Genomic DNA, 15,247 nt, shown 5'->3' with positions numbered 1-15,247 from the left:
GTCTATTTTTAGTTACTATAACGCTAAATAATGAGTAGTAACGCTGACACTCGATTGTGCTTAATGGGTTAATTTACGGAACCAACATGATAAAAAAACACACATCGCTTAATAACATTGAACAGGTTAGTTTGAGCCGCAGTGAGCAAAAGCGGGCTCAAGTACTTGAGTCTGCGATTGACCTTTTTTGCCATCAGGGTTTTCCTAATACCAGCATGGACGAAGTGGCAAAACATGCCGGTGTATCAAAACAAACCGTTTACTCTCATTTTGGTTCCAAAGATGATTTGTTTGTTTCCGCGATTGAGTCTAAATGTGTTGTGCATCAACTCACTGGCGAAGCTTTAATTGATGCAGCAAATCCACAACGGGTTATTTTGCAGTTTGCTCTGCAATTTGGTGAAATGATTGTTAGCAAAGAAACAATGACAGTATTTAAAACTTGCGTAGCTCAAGCAGACACTCACCCAGAAGTGTCTAGATTGTTTTATGACGCAGGTCCCAAGCACGTACTCGGACTGATTAGAAATTACTTAAAAAAGGTCAATGAACATGGCGAATACTTTTTTGAAAATCCGCACGAAAGCGCAGTTAGATTGTGTTTAATGTTATTTGGCGAACTAAAATTACGTTTAGAGCTAGGATTAGAGATAGGTGATTTACTGACAACTAGGCAACAATATTTACAAGATACTGCCGAGATGTTTTTGCGAGCCCACCAAGTAGACGTAAAATAAGCCAATAAAAGTTGAACTTAATTGGCGCGATAACAGTATTATCGTAATTAAACTAAGGTGCTATTAACCCAACGTGCTATTAAGCCAAGGTGCAGTTAAGCCAAGTTAATAGCTAACTTATCTCATTATTTGAAGGGAAGCAGATTGATATGACGCTTTATAACGTTAACGTAATTCAGCCAAAATCATTGAGTACATCAGCTTTGTCAATTTTGCTAGCATCGGGACTGTTGTTAAGTCAGCATGCTTTAGCAGCGCCAGAACGTTCACCATTTTCGCTCACTGTGGCTCGTACATCAACGGGTACCGCTAATGTTGGGGCTGATAGCAATAACCCTAATCAGTTACAACGTGATGCTTGGAAGACCAGTTTTTCGGCCAGCATGCCACTCAATCGTCAGTGGTCAATTGGGGCAAATCTAGGCTACGATAATCTCGATTACGACTGGGATATGAACCAAAACACTCTGTTACGCAGCAGTACTGAACCTTGGTCAACCATACATCAGTACAGTGCTGGTTTATCGTTATCTTACCGTCTTGATAATCATTGGATGTTTCTTATAGCCCCCAAACTGCAATACGCCTATGCCGATACTGCATCATCTTCAAATGCGCAAAGTTATGGTGTCGTTGCCTCGGGCATGTACCGCTTTGATTCCGGCAATATGCTCGGCTTTGGTGTTGCATACTTAAATGATATTTCAGAAGTGCGCACCGTACCTTACTTAGCCGTGCGTTGGCAGATAAACGAGAAGTGGGTACTTGCTAACCCGTTCCAAGCTGGTTTTAGTGGTCCTGCAGGATTAGAGTTAAGTTATCAGTATAACCGTGACTGGAGTTTCGGTGTGGGTAGCTCAATGCGAACAGAACGTTTTTTAATTGCTGATGATGACAAAACCATTGAAGTAGAAGAATGGGTAGGCTTTGCTCGCGCAGGCTGGCAAGCAACTAGTAATGTTAGCCTTAATGCGTACGCAGGTTATTATTTTGGTGGCGAAATGGAGTTAAGTTACCCAGACGTTACGGAAGACATGGAAAACCAAGCAGCATTAGGTTTAGTGTTTAAACTGACGTTTTAATGATAAGTGTTAACCTAATATAATAAAAATGCCGCTGATATCAGCGGCATTTTTATATCAACAAGTTAGCGTAAACGTTCAATTAAAAGTAAGTAACTTCTTTTACGCGTTTAGGACGATTTTGTTGTTCGTACAACTGCCATACTTGTTTAAAGTCCAGAGCTAGCTCCGTGACATAAAACTCACCAGAAGGGTAGGTCTTAACCACTTTAGCGCCGCGAATAATACCACTCACGCTAGATTTAACGTTGTCGTCAGTTAGTAACCATTCACTTACGTCGCTATTAGCCGAAATTTTTTGTCCATATACTTGCTCAGCCAACTCTCGGTAAGCGGCAATTTTTGAAGCTTGCATCGCCATTAAAATACGATGTGATGGCTCTTTACTGGGCTGAGTCGCCAACGGGGCATAACCAATTGCCGTTAGCGTTGGGAACGAGGCTGGCGCTTCGGTTTCCCACTGAACATATTTATCTTTGCTCACACAGCCAGTGAGCAGCAATAGCATAATTAACATCAACGACTTCATAGTTTATCTCCTAATACGGTGTAACGACTGTCGCCCTTATTCTCGTGGCGATACAGTAAACCATTGCGTGATTCAATGAGTTCAGAGGGTTGTAAATAACCCGACAAACTCGATGCTGCCACAAATGATTGCACCGCTGAAAGGACGCGATTATTGGTCACATTAACCACTCGGCCGTTAAACACAATACCTTCAGGGGTTAGGGTCATGGTTGACACTAATACGTGTGAAACCGGTAAATCTGCACGTAACAGTTCCCAGTTGCGGCTCAACATAAACTCGCCTTGTTCTGTGGCGCGCAAATTTGTCGCCACATTTAAATCGACTAAGTTAAATTCATGAGCGTGGAACGCCGCGAGTAATCCTTGTTGTAACTGTAATGCTAATTCATTGGTTGCATTTAAATTACTGGTCATCACTGGCGTAGAAATCAGCAGTGGTTGATCTGGGCGCAAGGCGTCGTTTTGTAACACTAACTCGTTGACTAACTTTTCTGCCCACACATTCACTTGGCCTTTGGGTGATATTCCCGCAGCCTGAATATCATAAGCCAGTTTATCGTGATAAACCTCATCTTCGTCGACGATTTTGACAAATTTACCGTTATTACTAAAGGCAAGGTTATTGGCAGCATTAGGCGTTTGGGTGCATGCCGCTAACGATAACGACGCAAGCATGACCGTGGAGATAAAAAGCCTGTTAATCATAATAATTCCTCTAACAAATAATGCCGCTAGTCTTGGTATAAATGAGTCATTTAATCGCCTTGTCCATCGATAACTAAGGCCAATTATGTACTCTTTATTATTGGTTTCTTTATATCGGCAAATGCGTTAAAAGCTTTACTGTAATAGTGCAACATCGAAAATAACCACTAATATAGTGAGTCGGCACAATTTTTGCTTTGATTAAAATAGAGTAAGCTGAATTTACACAATTGTGCAAAATAGACGATTTTTTGACATTAGGACATTGTATGTTGATCCGACACAGCCCTGTTATCCGAACAAAAACCTTTAATCACCTTGCCGTAATAGCAATGCTATGCGTGAGTGCATTGTGTGTAACGTCGTCGGTATTGGCTGAACAAATTGAAGTAACTGGTAAGGCTAAAATCGTGAATGGCGATATAGATAAAGCCCGTGAAGACGCCATAAGCCAAGCATTAAATTACGCCAGTTTAAAAGCCGGGGTTAACTTTTCCAGCGAACAACAAGTCAACCAAGGTCGGCTTACTCAAGATACCTTTCAAATTCAGCGGATGGGATCGGCCAATAACGTTGAATTAATGAGTGAAATGATCAGCCAACACACCATTACCGTGGTGTTACAGCTTGAACTCAGCGAACAAGAACCTAACGCTCAATGTAAAAGCCAGTCTCTCAAGGCCGCGATTATGTTGCCACAAGCCTATTTACAAGAACGCGAACAGTTGCGTTATGGCCAATTAGCTCACTTTGAAGAGCGAATCACCGAGCAATTAGGTAAAGCTATCAATGCGCAGTCGCGATACAGTTTTGCACGACTACATGCAGATGAAAAAATTGATAACACCAATCAACTGGTCAACTTTAAAGGATACCGTATTCCCAGTTGGTTAGGCGAAATTACCGACAGCCAATATCTGCTGCAACCTGAAATCATTGATATTTCGACCGAGCCAGCTCAAAGCAGTTATATGGGCTTTGTCGAGGATGATCCACTAAGGCAGTTTATTTTTAAATTAACCCTTTACCATGGGATCAGCGGTGAAGTAGTGTGGTCAGAATCATTCGCCACCTCAGCGCCTTGGGAATTTGAAAGACAAGAAATCGTCTCACCTGCTAACCAGCGCTTTTGGCGATCATCTTATGGTCAGGCGATCAGCGATATTTTACAGCAAAGCGTGATGTCGCTGGATAAGCAGTTAAACTGTCGTCCATTACTAGGCCAAATTGTCGCCAGGCAAGGGGATCGTATTATCATCAATTTAGGTCGTAAAAATGGTGTTAAAATGGGTGATAAGTTCCAAATCGTATTACAAAAAAATATCCCAGACAGATTTAATTCCATGCGTGCCATCGCCACAAAAAGCCGTGCCAATGTGGTTATCGAACAAGTTACCGAAGACAGCTCAACCGCGATATTTGACGGCATCGACAGTGCAGATAATATTCAAGTAAATGATATTGCGATTAAGAACTAATGATTGGTTACTAGAAGCTAATTGTTCAAAATTAAGTGCTAAGTGCTAAGTGCTAAGTGCTAAGTGCTAATAGATAAGAGTAAGTCGATAAGAGTAAGTCGATAAGAGTAAGTCGATAAGAGTAAGGCGATTATGAATTAGTTGGTTATTAATCAAGCAATTAAATATAAAAGGTTTAATTCGATTATAAACTCAGTATAATAACTGGGTCTCTCTATAGCTCAACAGGATAGAGCAGCCGCCTCCTAAGCGGCCGATCGGGGTTCGAGTCCCTGTGGGGAGACCATATAATTTATGTTAATTCTTACTACTATTCTTTTACCCTCATTTTCATTTAGTCGTTTTTTTCTTAGATTCAGACTTTTCTTCAATTAATCTTTTTATCTTCAGCATTAATATTTTTACAAATCATCACATCATTTATCCCTGTCGCTATCGCAGTCTGATCGGCTTTAGCGCTATAATTGCGTTTCATTTTTTGTTGCTAGGAGCAGTTGTTTGTCACATTCATATATTCCGTTTGATCTTTATAAGCGTAAGTGGATTTTTAACCATAAAGATTTGCCTGTATCAGATGATGATAAGGCCTTGATTAAGCCATTGACCGATAAAAGTGCCATGGAAGTGTGGGATAAGTGGATAAGCAATAAGAGCAGTCGTGCAGAGCTGTTTGAAAAAGGTGATTGGCCAATAAAGCAAGATGCTTGGGCGGCAACGGAGCATTGGCAGTCGGCATGGGATTCTAATGATAATGCGATGCCTGAAGCAATTATTGCGCATATTCAATGGCCTGATGATGCGGTGGTGTACTTTTGCTATGAAAAATACCAAATTGTTGAAACTCGCTGGGATGTGTTTGTGCGTAATTGGAAGTGCTTTTTATTTTTTGATGATGGTCCAATTTTAATCTCGCCAAAGCACAAGCAAGCATTGATGTTTCTACAGAATGGCCAATATAAATTAGGCGTTCGCGGTTAAATTACCCGACTTGAGTTGCGGTTGTTGGTTAAACGGCTGATGGTGTAGTCGTTGATATTGCAGTTTTTTAGAGAGTTTATATGAAATTATTAGCTTCAATTGGATTGAGCTTATCGTTAATGATGCCGTTGTTGGCGCAAGCTAGCATGATTGCAGATGTTGATGTAGCAGAGCAAATTACAGTAGCAGAGCAGCCATTGATATTGAATGGCGCTGGTGTACGCAGTAAGTTTTTTATGGATTTATATGTGGGTAGTTTATATCTGCCGACAAAAGTGCACACTCTAGAAGATGTGCTTACTCAGCCGATAGCGGTGATCCAGCTAACGATTACTTCTGGGATGATCACTTCAAACAAAATGCGTGATGCCATTACTGACGGTTTTGAAGCTGCTACCGACAATGACACGCACTCAATTGCCAAAGATATTGAACATTTTACCCAATTGTTTGCAGATGAAATTGTCGACGGTGATCAATTTACTTTTGTCACCCAAAAAGGCAAGGGCGTGAGCAGTATCAAAAATGGTAATGCTCAGGGAGATATTGCTGGAGAGGCATTTCGTCAGGCTTTACTTAAGATTTGGTTAGGTGAAACTCCGGTACAACAAAGTTTACGCCAAGCTATGCTAGCTCAATAAATCACCTGCTAGGTTCTAGGGCAGACTACGTCCTGCTAGGTTCTAGGGCAGACTACGTCCTGCTAGGGTCGCTGCGCTTCTAGGGACAGCTTCGCTGCTAAGATTTTATAGCCTCTAGCCGCGAAGCGTCCTAGCAGCGCAGCGCTCTAGGCTGTTGCTAAGTTTTATTAGGCTGAAAAGTCATTGCCCAGTGTTGAAATGGTAGAGGTTTTACCTTTGTCATTGTAGGTCAAGCTTGAGGCATTGCGGCTGGCTTGTAATGCCTGGGCAAATCGATTGAGGCTGGCGATATTGAGCTCAATCAAGCTGGCATTCTGACTGTTGATGTCTTTGCACTCGGCGAGAATAGTTTTAGCTCGTGAGACTTGTTGTACCAGTTCAGTATCGGTGGTGAGCAGATTGTGCTGTGAGTGGCTTGCCAGTTTTTCGTCAGTGGCTTTCATATTGAATAAGCACTGGGTTTTATCTTTGGAAAGCGCCAGCAGTTTGTCGGCATCTTGTTTGGATAATGCCGCTTTCTCTTCAACAATCAGCGATTTCAGCTGCGTTAATGTCTGATTTTGACTATCAAGCAGTTGGTGTAGCTCTTTGCGTTGATCTTCGCTTGCTTGCTTGTGTAATGGCTGGTTTAACTCTGTCATAAATTACTCTTAGGTTTTTTTAACTAACACTGCTCTATGATGCAAGTTTGCACCTATTATCTGTGTGTCGTTAAAACAAGTTAAAGAGTAACGTTTAACGGTTACTCTCTGTCAAACGATAAACCGCCTAGCTCTGCTTCAAAGCTGGCAATATTCGCTGCAAGCTTTTCTGGATCGACTTTATATCGTCCCTCAGAGATTGCTTGCTTAATTTCAGCGACCTTTTTTTGGTCTACTTCTGGTAACGATGCCATTTTTGTTTGTGCGCTCTGAAGCTGTTGAGCTTGAGAGGTAATGCTAACGGAATCTGTTTTAACCGGTGCAGCTGATTTTGGGGCTGCAGTAGTTGTAGATTGCGTAGCAGACTGCGTGTCACGTGCAGTGCGCATTTGTGTATTGGTAGCAGTGTTATGCTTAATATCAATTGCCATGGGAGGCTCCAGCGTAATGAATCAGGTTTTCCAATCAGGCTATCGGCACCCCAGGAAAAAACTTTAACGCTATTTTACATTCTTACTTCAACTTCGCCAACGCCAATTACAACCGCATCGAATTGTTTGCTAGTGTTACTGTTTTTTACTCTGATAACCTCATCGATATTGCCATCACGCAGTGCTTCTCCAAGGGTTTTTATTTCTACATTAGTGGTTTTAGCATAAATAGAAACAGTGTCACCTTTGCAAACAAAGCACAGGTTATTACTTAATACTGGAGAGTCTTTCGCTACCCGACGTTTCACCCGCGAGCCGATTAATGTCGTGGTGTCGGAAAAAAACTGACCTTTTAAGCTATATTGGTCAACATACATGACTTGTAAATGATGTTCGCCAATAATTTGGTCAGGGGACAATAGTTGGTTGGCCACCACAACAGGGTATTGGATTTCGACTCGAACAGAGAGATACATTTGCCATGGATAGTCATAGTCAGGGCTATTACAACTGAGTTTTACCATGTTATTTCGACTAATAGCCCGTTCACTGGCAAGTTCGACATTAATCGGTGGGTAACAGGCTGGTGGACTGATTCTGCCCTCAAGGTTTTGTGGGGTTATTTGCACTTTAGCTTTTGAGTCAGCATCAATTTTTTTGGCTACCGCCTCTTTAGCTAACGCATAAATGGTCGATAGTGAAGGTGTGATAATTTCTTCGCTAGCAATTGCAGGCAAAGAAAATGTTATTGAACACAAAAAACATAAAAAAAATACTTTCATAATGAAGATACTAGCTTGTTTTGCCAGAATGCACCTATACTTTGAAAAACGAAAAATATGCGAGTAATCTCTGCATACACAATAAGCTAAAATAAATGGGCTAGGGGACATAAGAATAACATTATCCCTTCGTCAAAAAAGTGTCAGTTCACAGTGCGAGCTAATTTATACAAAATTAAAGCAAGTTGCATGCCCACTTTTTGATTCATTAAATTGAGATGTATTTGTTACATTGGTGATGGTTTACACTCAAATTGAGTGACCATCAGTAAGATATGTACTAACCGTATTATGCTAAACCAAGGTTTACTATAATTTCAAAGAACAATTTTTATCCTTTTGGGTGACAGTTAACTACAAGGCCTTGTTATGTCGAGCATTTTAGATTCAGTAAATAAACGTACCCAACTTGTCGGGCAAAACAGACTCGAGCTACTATTGTTTAGGCTTAGCGGCCGTCAACGGTTTGGCATTAACGTGTTTAAAGTGAAAGAGGTTTTGCAATGCCCACCACTGACTACGTTGCCTAAATTAAACCGTTTTGTTAAAGGTGTTGCTCATATTCGTGGCGCAACCATTTCCGTTATCGATTTAAGTGCCGCAACGGGTGGACGCCCACTGACATCAACAGAAAATTGCTTTATTATCATTTCTGAATATAACCGTAGTATTCAAGGCTTTTTAGTCAGTTCAGTTGAACGTATTATCAACATGAATTGGGAAGCGATTATGCCTCCACCGCAAGGTTCTGGCCGCTCTTCTTATTTAACTGCGGTGACAGAGATTGAAGGTGAGTTGGTAGAGATTTTAGATGTTGAAAAAATTCTTGATGAAATTTCACCGGTTAAGACTTCTATCAGTAAAGAGCTCAATGAAGCATTAACTATTGATAGAGAACAGCATTATCATATTATGGTTATTGATGATTCTGCTGTAGCACGCAAACAAATTATTCGTTCGTTAGAGTCATTAAATCTGCAAATCGATACCGCTAAAGATGGTAGAGAGGCGCTGGAAAAACTGAAAAGTATTGCCGCAGAAATGGATGATGTTTCAGTTGAAATTCCGTTAATCATTTCTGATATTGAAATGCCTGAAATGGATGGTTATACCTTAACGGCTGAAATTCGTAATGATCCAAAATTAAAGAATATTAAAGTAGTATTGCACACATCATTAAGTGGTGTATTTAACCAAGCGATGGTACAAAAAGTAGGGGCTAACGACTTTATTGCTAAGTTTAACCCCGATGAGTTAGCCGCTGCGGTTAACAAACATTTAAGTTTATAAACCTTTTATTATTGCAAAAGATTGCAAAATATTGGAGGTTGAGTTCATAGGCTTACCTATTAGGAAGATAATGTGACAGATAAATCACTTGCTGAAGCAGAGTACAATCAATTTAGGCTGTTTTTAGAACAGCATAGCGGTATTGTGTTAGGTGAGAACAAACAATATTTAGTCCGCAGTCGTTTAGCGCCTTTGATGGGGAAGCATAATTTGCCTTCTTTGTCTGAGGTAGTTAAAAAGTCGATGAAACCGATAGAACGGCAACTGCGCGCTGAAGTGATAGATGCGATGACCACCAATGAAACGTTATGGTTTCGAGACCGTTATCCATTTGAATTACTGCACAATACTCTATTGCCTGAATACAGTAAGCTTGGCAGGCCATTAAAAATTTGGTCGGCTGCGTGCTCTTCAGGTCAAGAACCTTATTCGTTGGCCATGACGGTGTTGGAATATCAACAACGTAAACCTGGTGCTTTACCAGGAGGCGCGACAATTCAGGCAACAGATTTATCACCTTCTATGCTAGATCGTTGTAAAAATGCTGAATATGATGGTTTAGCACTTGCTCGTGGTTTGTCTGAAGAACGTAAACGTCAGTTTTTTGATGCTTTACCTTCGGGTAACATGAAAGTTAAAGATAATGTGAAGCGATTAGTTAACTTTAGAGCCCATAATCTACTTGAAAGTTATAGCCTATTAGGTAAATACGATATTATTTTTTGCCGCAATGTGTTGATTTACTTTGCTCCTGAGGCAAAGGCTAAAATTTTGCGGCAATTTGCTGCCGCACTTAATCCTAAAGGTATTTTATTTTTGGGTGCGTCAGAATCTCTTGCGGGATTAACCGAAGAATTTAATATGGTTCGCTGTAATCCTGGGATTTATTATCAAAAGAAAACCTAGATAATATAATAACTTAATCTATTTATCATGCCGACATTCGTCGGCATGTTTGTTTTTATCTTTTATTACCTCATAAATTAAATTGTTGGCATAACCTTTGCTTTATTTCTACCAGTTAGCTGATGGAGGCAATTTTATGGCGATTAATTTCGATAATGCATTAGGTGTTCACCAATACTCTTTGGGCATTCGAGCTCAAAGAGCAGAAGTGATTTCAAGTAATATCGCCAATGCCAATACTCCTCATTATAAAGCTCAAGATGTCAATTTTGCTTCTGCTATGCAAGCGGCAAGCTCGCATCAGACAGGCTTGAGTATGAGCCAAACCACAGAGAAACATTTTGATTTAACGGCGTTAAGTCAACAGCATGTTCAATATCGTATGCCAAATCAAGCTGATACTGGCGATGGTAATACTGTCGATACGCAGAAAGAGCAAGCAGCATTTATGCAAAATGCGCTCGAATATCAAATGTCATTAGGCTTTCTTGAGGGAAAATTTAGTGGCATGCGTAAAGCATTGCGAGGTGATTAATTATGAGTTTATTTAATATTTTTAATGTTTCTGGTTCAGGTATGTCTGCGCAGTCAGTGCGTTTGAATACCACCGCCAGTAATATTGCCAATGCTGATTCTGTGTCTAGCAGTGTCGATAAAACCTACCGCGCGCGTCATCCTGTTTTTGAAGCCGAAATGCTAAAAGCCAATAGCCAGCAAAACAGTTCGCCTGGCGTAACCGTTAAAGGCATTGTCGAAAGTAATAAGCCATTATTAAAAGAATACTCGCCAGACCATCCCATGGCGGATGGGGATGGTTTTATCTATAAACCTAATGTCAATGTGATGGAAGAAATGGCGGATATGATTTCTGCATCGCGTTCTTATCAAATGAACGTTCAGGTGGCTGATGCAACAAAGTCTATGTTGCAACAGACATTAAGGATGGGTAAATAGTATGATTATTCAAGGAGGTAACAATGAGCCTCGTTAATTCTTACAGTCAGTCTTTACCGCAACAATCCAGTAGTGCATCTAATACTAGCGCTACAACGAAAAGTTCTGTACAGACAAATACGACCAGCACAACTACGGGTAATCCTTTCCTTGACGGAATTCGTTTGCCTGAAGAAAGTGCTATCCCTGAATCAAAAGATCAGATGTTAAAGCAAGAAGATTTTTTTGCTTTACTCAGTCAGCAATTGTCGATGCAAGATCCGTTTAAACCGGTTGATAACGATCAAATGATTGCCCAAATGGCATCGTTTTCTACAGTCGATGGTATTTCAAATCTTAATGATGAAATCCTTAACCTTAATACTGTGATGAGTTCTAGCCAGGCGTTACAAGCTTCAGGCTTGGTTGGCCGTAAAGTGCTCATTCCTTCTGATACCGGCGCTATCTCTACTGAAAGTTCTGAGATAAAAGGGGTGATTAGTACACCTTCAGCAATTGAAACGATTACGGTAAGGGTTGAAGACGAGGCTGGTCAACTTATTAAGAGCTTTAATGTTGACGGCAGTAAAGGCGGCAATGTTGATGTGACTTGGGATGGTCTAGATAAAAATGGCAACCCAGCTAAAGCGGGTAATTATGCCATTAAGGCCAGTGGTAAAGTCGATGGAACGTCACAAGATTTAGCCGTATCGACTTACGCTCATGTTACCAGTGTGTCATTGGGCACAGTAGCGACAGGAGCAATTTTGAATTTGCGTGGAGTAGGTGGAATTAAGTTATCTGACGTACTCGCAGTATCTGAAACATAGTACGGCTAACAACAAACCGTTAGTTGTCATCATAAATGAATTAATTGTGAGAGGTGTAATATGTCATTTAACATCGCATTGAGTGGTATCGCTGCCGCGCAAAAAGACTTAAATACAACTGCGAATAACATCGCTAACGTCAATACTATTGGTTTTAAAGAGTCTCGTGCTGAATTTGCTGATGTTTATGCCAATTCAATTTTCTCGAACGGTAAAACTGCAGTGGGTGGCGGTGTCACTACCACACAGGTTGCGCAACAGTTTCACCAAGGTAGTTTACAATTTACCAGTAACTCGCTTGATTTGGCGATCAGTGGTGGCGGTTTTTTCGTCACATCATCTGAGCTAGGCACTCAAGATCAATCTTATACTCGTGCCGGTGCGTTTAAAGTCGACTCCGAAAATTATATGGTCGATTCAGCGGGTAACTTTTTACAAGGTTTTCCTGTTGATAAAGAAGGCAACTCTACATCGGTCAGTTTAACCACAACCCAACCGATTAAAATCCCTGATACAGCGGGTAGCCCAGTTAAGTCGGCAAGCATTGGCATACAGATGAACCTTAATGTGGGTGAGTCAGCATTGGATCCTGCTAATTTTGATCCTGCAGATTCCGACACCTTTAATAATTCCACCTCGGTCACTATTTATGATTCACTAGGTGAGTCACATATTATGACCTCTTATTTTATTAAACCTTTGAACGCGTCTTATACTAACGAAAGTAATTGGGTAGCGTTTTATGCAGTTGACGGTGAACCTGTAAATGTTGATACGGCAGGGGTTTATGATGTCGACGCCGATGGCGATGGCATTGGTGATACCTCGTTTGCAGGACGGGCAGAAGCCACTAACCCAAAAGATGGAACGGTATGGGCTGGTTCGGTGCTTAAATTTAACTCTGTTGGTGCTTATACAACTAGCAATCCAACCACGATTAATACAGAAGCATTAGGTAGTACTGGAGCTAATGTGCTTGGCCCTGGTGCTGATGGTACCCAATCGATTGAAGTTAACTTTAATAATCCAACTCAGTATGCATCACCGTTTGAAGTCACTGAATTGACTCAAGATGGTATTACTGTAGGCCGATTGACTAACGTTGGTATTGGCTCAGACGGATTAGTCACGGCCAGTTACAGTAATGGCTCAACGGTTCCGTTAGCGCGTGTGGCATTAGTTCGTTTTGCTAACGAGCAAGGGCTTACACAAGTAGGTAACACTTCTTGGAAAGCCAGTTTAGATTCAGGTCCAGCGTTAGCCGGTGAGGCCAATAGTGGTACATTTGGTAGCGTTCGTTCATCCGCGCTAGAGCAATCAAACGTTGATTTAACCACAGAGCTGGTTGATTTAATCTCAGCTCAGCGTAACTTCCAGGCTAACTCGCGTACGCTTGAAGTCAACAATACTTTAAATCAAACCATATTACAGATCCGCTAATTTTACGCTTACAGTATAAATTTATGCTTATGTAATAATAGGTGTTGCCGTTTACGGCAACACCTTGCCTTTATCCTTCTTTTTGTCACTCCTCATTACTCCTTGTGACTCCTCGTTAGTACCTCCCTAGTGTTGATTGATTGTTTTTTGACACCCACCGTGACTCATTATTTATTTTTCTTATTCAATTTCAGTTGATTACTGTATCTAAAAATACCGACTACCCCATTGGCATGATGCTTGCTTATTCTGTGTATATAGTGTTTTTGCAGAAAGTTTGACGGAGCAAAAAATGGACAAATTTCTTTATATTGCCATGAGTGGCGCAAAGCAGGGGATGAATGCCCTAGCAGTGAGTGCGAACAATCTTGCTAACGCCAATACTGATGGATTTAAAGCAGACATGGTCCAAGCCCGTTCAATGCAGGCATTTGGTGAAGGCTTGCCTACACGGGTATTTTCGATGATGGAAAGCCCAGGCAGTAATTTTAACGGTGGTCCGATTAAAACCACGGGTCGTGACCTTGATATTGCGGTTAAGGGTGATGGCTGGCTTGCAGTGCAAGCGGCAGATGGTTCTGAAGGATACACCCGTGCGGGCAGTTTAAAAATTGACAGTACAGGTTTGTTGTTAAATAGCAGTAACCGCCCTGTAATGGGAGCTTCGGGTCCGATTGTGTTACCCATCCCGGTTGAGAAAATAGAAATTTCCGCCAACGGTATTATTTCAGTACGTCCGCAAGGAGCAACCGCGGAAGTGATAGAAGAGGTCGCGAGGATTAAATTAGTTAATCCTGGCAACGAAAACCTAATGCGCGGTGAAGATGGGTTGTTTCGCTTAACTGCGGGTGGCAATGCACCAAACGACCCCGGCGTTCAAGTTGAAAGCGGCGCGGTTGAAGGCAGTAATGTGAACTCAGTGCATGAAATGGTTGCCATGATTGATATTCAACGTCAATACGAAATGCAAGTCAAAATGATGAAGAACGCTGAAGAAATTGATCGGGCGTCCACTTCCTTGATGAGAATTAGTTAGGAGTAATTATTATGCATCCAGCGTTATGGATAAGTAAAACCGGTGTCGATGCCCAGCAAACTAACATTGCCGTTATTTCAAATAACGTGGCCAACGCCAGTACTGTCGGATTTAAGAAAAGTCGTGCGGTATTTGAAGACTTACTTTATCAAACGGTTAATCAAGCCGGTGGCATTAGCTCAGACAACAGCAAGTTACCCAATGGTTTAAACATTGGTGCGGGTACTAAAGTTGTTGCTACCCAAAAAATGTTTACCCAAGGCAACATGCTGACTACCGATAACTCATTAGATTTAATGATTGAAGGTTCGGGCTTTTTTGAAGTGCAAATGCCAGATGGCACAGCAGCCTACACGCGTAATGGCCAGTTCAGCTTAGATGATACCGGTCAGATTGTAACCCCAGGTTCAGGTTATGTGGTGCAACCGCCAATTGCCATCCCGGATGATTCCACCAGTATTACGGTATCGGCATCGGGCGAAGTGTCAGTGCAAACCCCTGGTACCGCAGCCAGTCAAGTTATTGGTCAGTTAACCATGACCGATTTTATTAATCCGGCAGGTTTAGACCCGTTAGGACAAAACTTGTATACCGAAACGGGTGCAAGTGGCACACCGATTCAAGGTACAGCGTCGCAAGACGGCTTAGGTTCTATTCGCCAAGGAGCACTAGAAACGTCTAACGTGAATGTAACAGAAGAGTTGGTCAACCTTATTCAAGGTCAACGTATTTACGAGATGAACTCTAAAGTTATCTCGGCAGTTGATCAGATGTTGTCTTATATTAATCAGAATCTCTAAGGAGCT

18 protein-coding genes and 1 tRNA gene are annotated in these 15,247 nt (G+C 41.4%); 14 read left to right on the top strand and 5 right to left on the bottom strand.

What is annotated here, in order from left to right:
• Window positions 1-86: 86 nt before the first annotated feature.
• Window positions 87-737, top strand: coding sequence for a TetR/AcrR family transcriptional regulator (locus CXF88_RS03775; protein ID WP_101085454.1), 651 nt, complete (start codon window positions 87-89; stop codon window positions 735-737).
• Window positions 738-886: 149 nt separating this feature from the next.
• Entirely contained in the window at window positions 887-1,819 is a 933-nt protein-coding gene (locus CXF88_RS03770; RefSeq protein WP_101085452.1) for a DUF6268 family outer membrane beta-barrel protein, read from the top strand.
• Between the two features lie 82 nt (window positions 1,820-1,901).
• On the opposite strand, the gene CXF88_RS03765 is transcribed toward CXF88_RS03770, so the two are convergent.
• The gene (locus tag CXF88_RS03765) at window positions 1,902-2,348 is read right to left on the bottom strand and encodes an LPP20 family lipoprotein (RefSeq protein WP_011636625.1); all 447 of its coding nucleotides are present in this window, start codon (window positions 2,346-2,348) and stop codon (window positions 1,902-1,904) included.
• Window positions 2,345-3,055, bottom strand: a complete 711-nt coding sequence (locus CXF88_RS03760; protein ID WP_101085450.1) for a FlgO family outer membrane protein — start codon at window positions 3,053-3,055, stop codon at window positions 2,345-2,347. Before CXF88_RS03760 ends, CXF88_RS03765 begins: the two co-directional genes overlap by 4 nt.
• 269 nt (window positions 3,056-3,324) lie before the next feature.
• Between CXF88_RS03760 and CXF88_RS03755 the strand changes: the two genes are divergently transcribed.
• From CXF88_RS03755 to CXF88_RS03740, 4 genes are all read left to right on the top strand, one after another.
• Window positions 3,325-4,533, top strand: a complete 1,209-nt coding sequence (locus tag CXF88_RS03755) for a flagellar assembly protein FlgT (protein WP_101085448.1) — start codon at window positions 3,325-3,327, stop codon at window positions 4,531-4,533.
• A gap of 210 nt (window positions 4,534-4,743) precedes the next feature.
• Window positions 4,744-4,819: transfer RNA gene (locus CXF88_RS03750), tRNA-Arg, on the top strand.
• 212 nt (window positions 4,820-5,031) lie between these two features.
• Window positions 5,032-5,511 (top strand): DUF2947 domain-containing protein, encoded by a 480-nt coding sequence (locus CXF88_RS03745; RefSeq protein ID WP_011636628.1) that lies wholly within the window; start codon window positions 5,032-5,034, stop codon window positions 5,509-5,511.
• A gap of 80 nt (window positions 5,512-5,591) precedes the next feature.
• The gene (locus CXF88_RS03740) at window positions 5,592-6,152 is read left to right on the top strand and encodes a chalcone isomerase family protein (RefSeq protein WP_101085447.1); all 561 of its coding nucleotides are present in this window, start codon (window positions 5,592-5,594) and stop codon (window positions 6,150-6,152) included.
• 167 nt (window positions 6,153-6,319) lie between these two features.
• Here CXF88_RS03740 and CXF88_RS03735 read toward each other — a convergent pair whose 3' ends face one another.
• From CXF88_RS03735 to flgA, 3 genes are all read right to left on the bottom strand, one after another.
• The gene (locus CXF88_RS03735; RefSeq protein ID WP_101085444.1) at window positions 6,320-6,793 is read right to left on the bottom strand and encodes a flagellar protein FlgN; all 474 of its coding nucleotides are present in this window, start codon (window positions 6,791-6,793) and stop codon (window positions 6,320-6,322) included.
• Window positions 6,794-6,894: 101 nt separating this feature from the next.
• Window positions 6,895-7,224, bottom strand: a complete 330-nt coding sequence (gene flgM / locus CXF88_RS03730; RefSeq protein WP_011636631.1) for a flagellar biosynthesis anti-sigma factor FlgM — start codon at window positions 7,222-7,224, stop codon at window positions 6,895-6,897.
• 74 nt (window positions 7,225-7,298) lie between these two features.
• Window positions 7,299-8,006, bottom strand: a complete 708-nt coding sequence (gene flgA / locus CXF88_RS03725; protein ID WP_101085442.1) for a flagellar basal body P-ring formation chaperone FlgA — start codon at window positions 8,004-8,006, stop codon at window positions 7,299-7,301.
• A 369-nt stretch (window positions 8,007-8,375) separates the two neighbouring features.
• Between flgA and CXF88_RS03720 the strand changes: the two genes are divergently transcribed.
• The 8 genes from CXF88_RS03720 (at window position 8,376) to flgG (ending at window position 15,241) form a co-directional block, all read left to right on the top strand.
• Window positions 8,376-9,296, top strand: a complete 921-nt coding sequence (locus CXF88_RS03720) for a chemotaxis protein CheV (protein WP_011636633.1) — start codon at window positions 8,376-8,378, stop codon at window positions 9,294-9,296.
• 72 nt (window positions 9,297-9,368) lie between these two features.
• Window positions 9,369-10,202, top strand: coding sequence for a protein-glutamate O-methyltransferase CheR (locus CXF88_RS03715; RefSeq protein ID WP_101085440.1), 834 nt, complete (start codon window positions 9,369-9,371; stop codon window positions 10,200-10,202).
• A 136-nt stretch (window positions 10,203-10,338) separates the two neighbouring features.
• Window positions 10,339-10,737: a flagellar basal body rod protein FlgB gene (flgB, locus tag CXF88_RS03710; protein WP_101085438.1), complete on the top strand. Its 399-nt coding sequence runs from the start codon at window positions 10,339-10,341 to the stop codon at window positions 10,735-10,737.
• Window positions 10,738-10,739: 2 nt separating this feature from the next.
• Window positions 10,740-11,156 carry a flagellar basal body rod protein FlgC gene (flgC, locus tag CXF88_RS03705; RefSeq protein WP_101085435.1) on the top strand — a complete coding sequence of 139 codons (417 nt, stop codon included), beginning with the start codon at window positions 10,740-10,742 and terminating at the stop codon, window positions 11,154-11,156.
• Window positions 11,157-11,179: 23 nt separating this feature from the next.
• Complete coding sequence (gene flgD / locus CXF88_RS03700) at window positions 11,180-11,965, top strand: flagellar hook assembly protein FlgD (RefSeq protein WP_101085433.1); 786 nt, start codon at window positions 11,180-11,182, stop codon at window positions 11,963-11,965.
• A gap of 60 nt (window positions 11,966-12,025) precedes the next feature.
• Complete coding sequence (gene flgE / locus CXF88_RS03695) at window positions 12,026-13,405, top strand: flagellar hook protein FlgE (protein ID WP_101085431.1); 1,380 nt, start codon at window positions 12,026-12,028, stop codon at window positions 13,403-13,405.
• Between the two features lie 292 nt (window positions 13,406-13,697).
• Window positions 13,698-14,441, top strand: coding sequence for a flagellar basal-body rod protein FlgF (gene flgF, locus CXF88_RS03690; RefSeq protein ID WP_101085429.1), 744 nt, complete (start codon window positions 13,698-13,700; stop codon window positions 14,439-14,441).
• 11 nt (window positions 14,442-14,452) lie between these two features.
• Window positions 14,453-15,241 carry a flagellar basal-body rod protein FlgG gene (gene flgG, locus CXF88_RS03685; RefSeq protein ID WP_101085427.1) on the top strand — a complete coding sequence of 263 codons (789 nt, stop codon included), beginning with the start codon at window positions 14,453-14,455 and terminating at the stop codon, window positions 15,239-15,241.
• Window positions 15,242-15,247: the final 6 nt, after the last annotated feature.

It is taken from the genome of Shewanella sp. ALD9 (assembly GCF_002836315.1).
In the GTDB taxonomy this organism is placed as follows: domain Bacteria; phylum Pseudomonadota; class Gammaproteobacteria; order Enterobacterales; family Shewanellaceae; genus Shewanella.
The sequence above is the reverse complement of the archived record's forward strand: the minus strand, read 5'-3'. Positions and strand labels throughout refer to the sequence as shown.

Bases quoted from the DNA above. Each gene is read 5' to 3' on its own strand.
- CXF88_RS03720 (WP_011636633.1), top strand. From the start codon at position 8,376: ATGTCGAGCATTTTAGATTCAGTAAATAAACGTACCCAACTTGTCGGG.
- flgF (WP_101085429.1), top strand. From the start codon at position 13,698: ATGGACAAATTTCTTTATATTGCCATGAGTGGCGCAAAGCAGGGGATG.
- flgG (WP_101085427.1), top strand. From the start codon at position 14,453: ATGCATCCAGCGTTATGGATAAGTAAAACCGGTGTCGATGCCCAGCAA.
- CXF88_RS03765 (WP_011636625.1), bottom strand. From the start codon at position 2,348: ATGAAGTCGTTGATGTTAATTATGCTATTGCTGCTCACTGGCTGTGTG.
- CXF88_RS03760 (WP_101085450.1), bottom strand. From the start codon at position 3,055: ATGATTAACAGGCTTTTTATCTCCACGGTCATGCTTGCGTCGTTATCG.
- flgA (WP_101085442.1), bottom strand. From the start codon at position 8,006: ATGAAAGTATTTTTTTTATGTTTTTTGTGTTCAATAACATTTTCTTTG.
- CXF88_RS03770 (WP_101085452.1), top strand. From the start codon at position 887: ATGACGCTTTATAACGTTAACGTAATTCAGCCAAAATCATTGAGTACA.
- flgC (WP_101085435.1), top strand. From the start codon at position 10,740: ATGAGTTTATTTAATATTTTTAATGTTTCTGGTTCAGGTATGTCTGCG.
- flgB (WP_101085438.1), top strand. From the start codon at position 10,339: ATGGCGATTAATTTCGATAATGCATTAGGTGTTCACCAATACTCTTTG.
- CXF88_RS03775 (WP_101085454.1), top strand. From the start codon at position 87: ATGATAAAAAAACACACATCGCTTAATAACATTGAACAGGTTAGTTTG.
- CXF88_RS03755 (WP_101085448.1), top strand. From the start codon at position 3,325: ATGTTGATCCGACACAGCCCTGTTATCCGAACAAAAACCTTTAATCAC.
- flgE (WP_101085431.1), top strand. From the start codon at position 12,026: ATGTCATTTAACATCGCATTGAGTGGTATCGCTGCCGCGCAAAAAGAC.
- CXF88_RS03740 (WP_101085447.1), top strand. From the start codon at position 5,592: ATGAAATTATTAGCTTCAATTGGATTGAGCTTATCGTTAATGATGCCG.
- flgD (WP_101085433.1), top strand. From the start codon at position 11,180: ATGAGCCTCGTTAATTCTTACAGTCAGTCTTTACCGCAACAATCCAGT.
- flgM (WP_011636631.1), bottom strand. From the start codon at position 7,224: ATGGCAATTGATATTAAGCATAACACTGCTACCAATACACAAATGCGC.
- CXF88_RS03735 (WP_101085444.1), bottom strand. From the start codon at position 6,793: ATGACAGAGTTAAACCAGCCATTACACAAGCAAGCAAGCGAAGATCAA.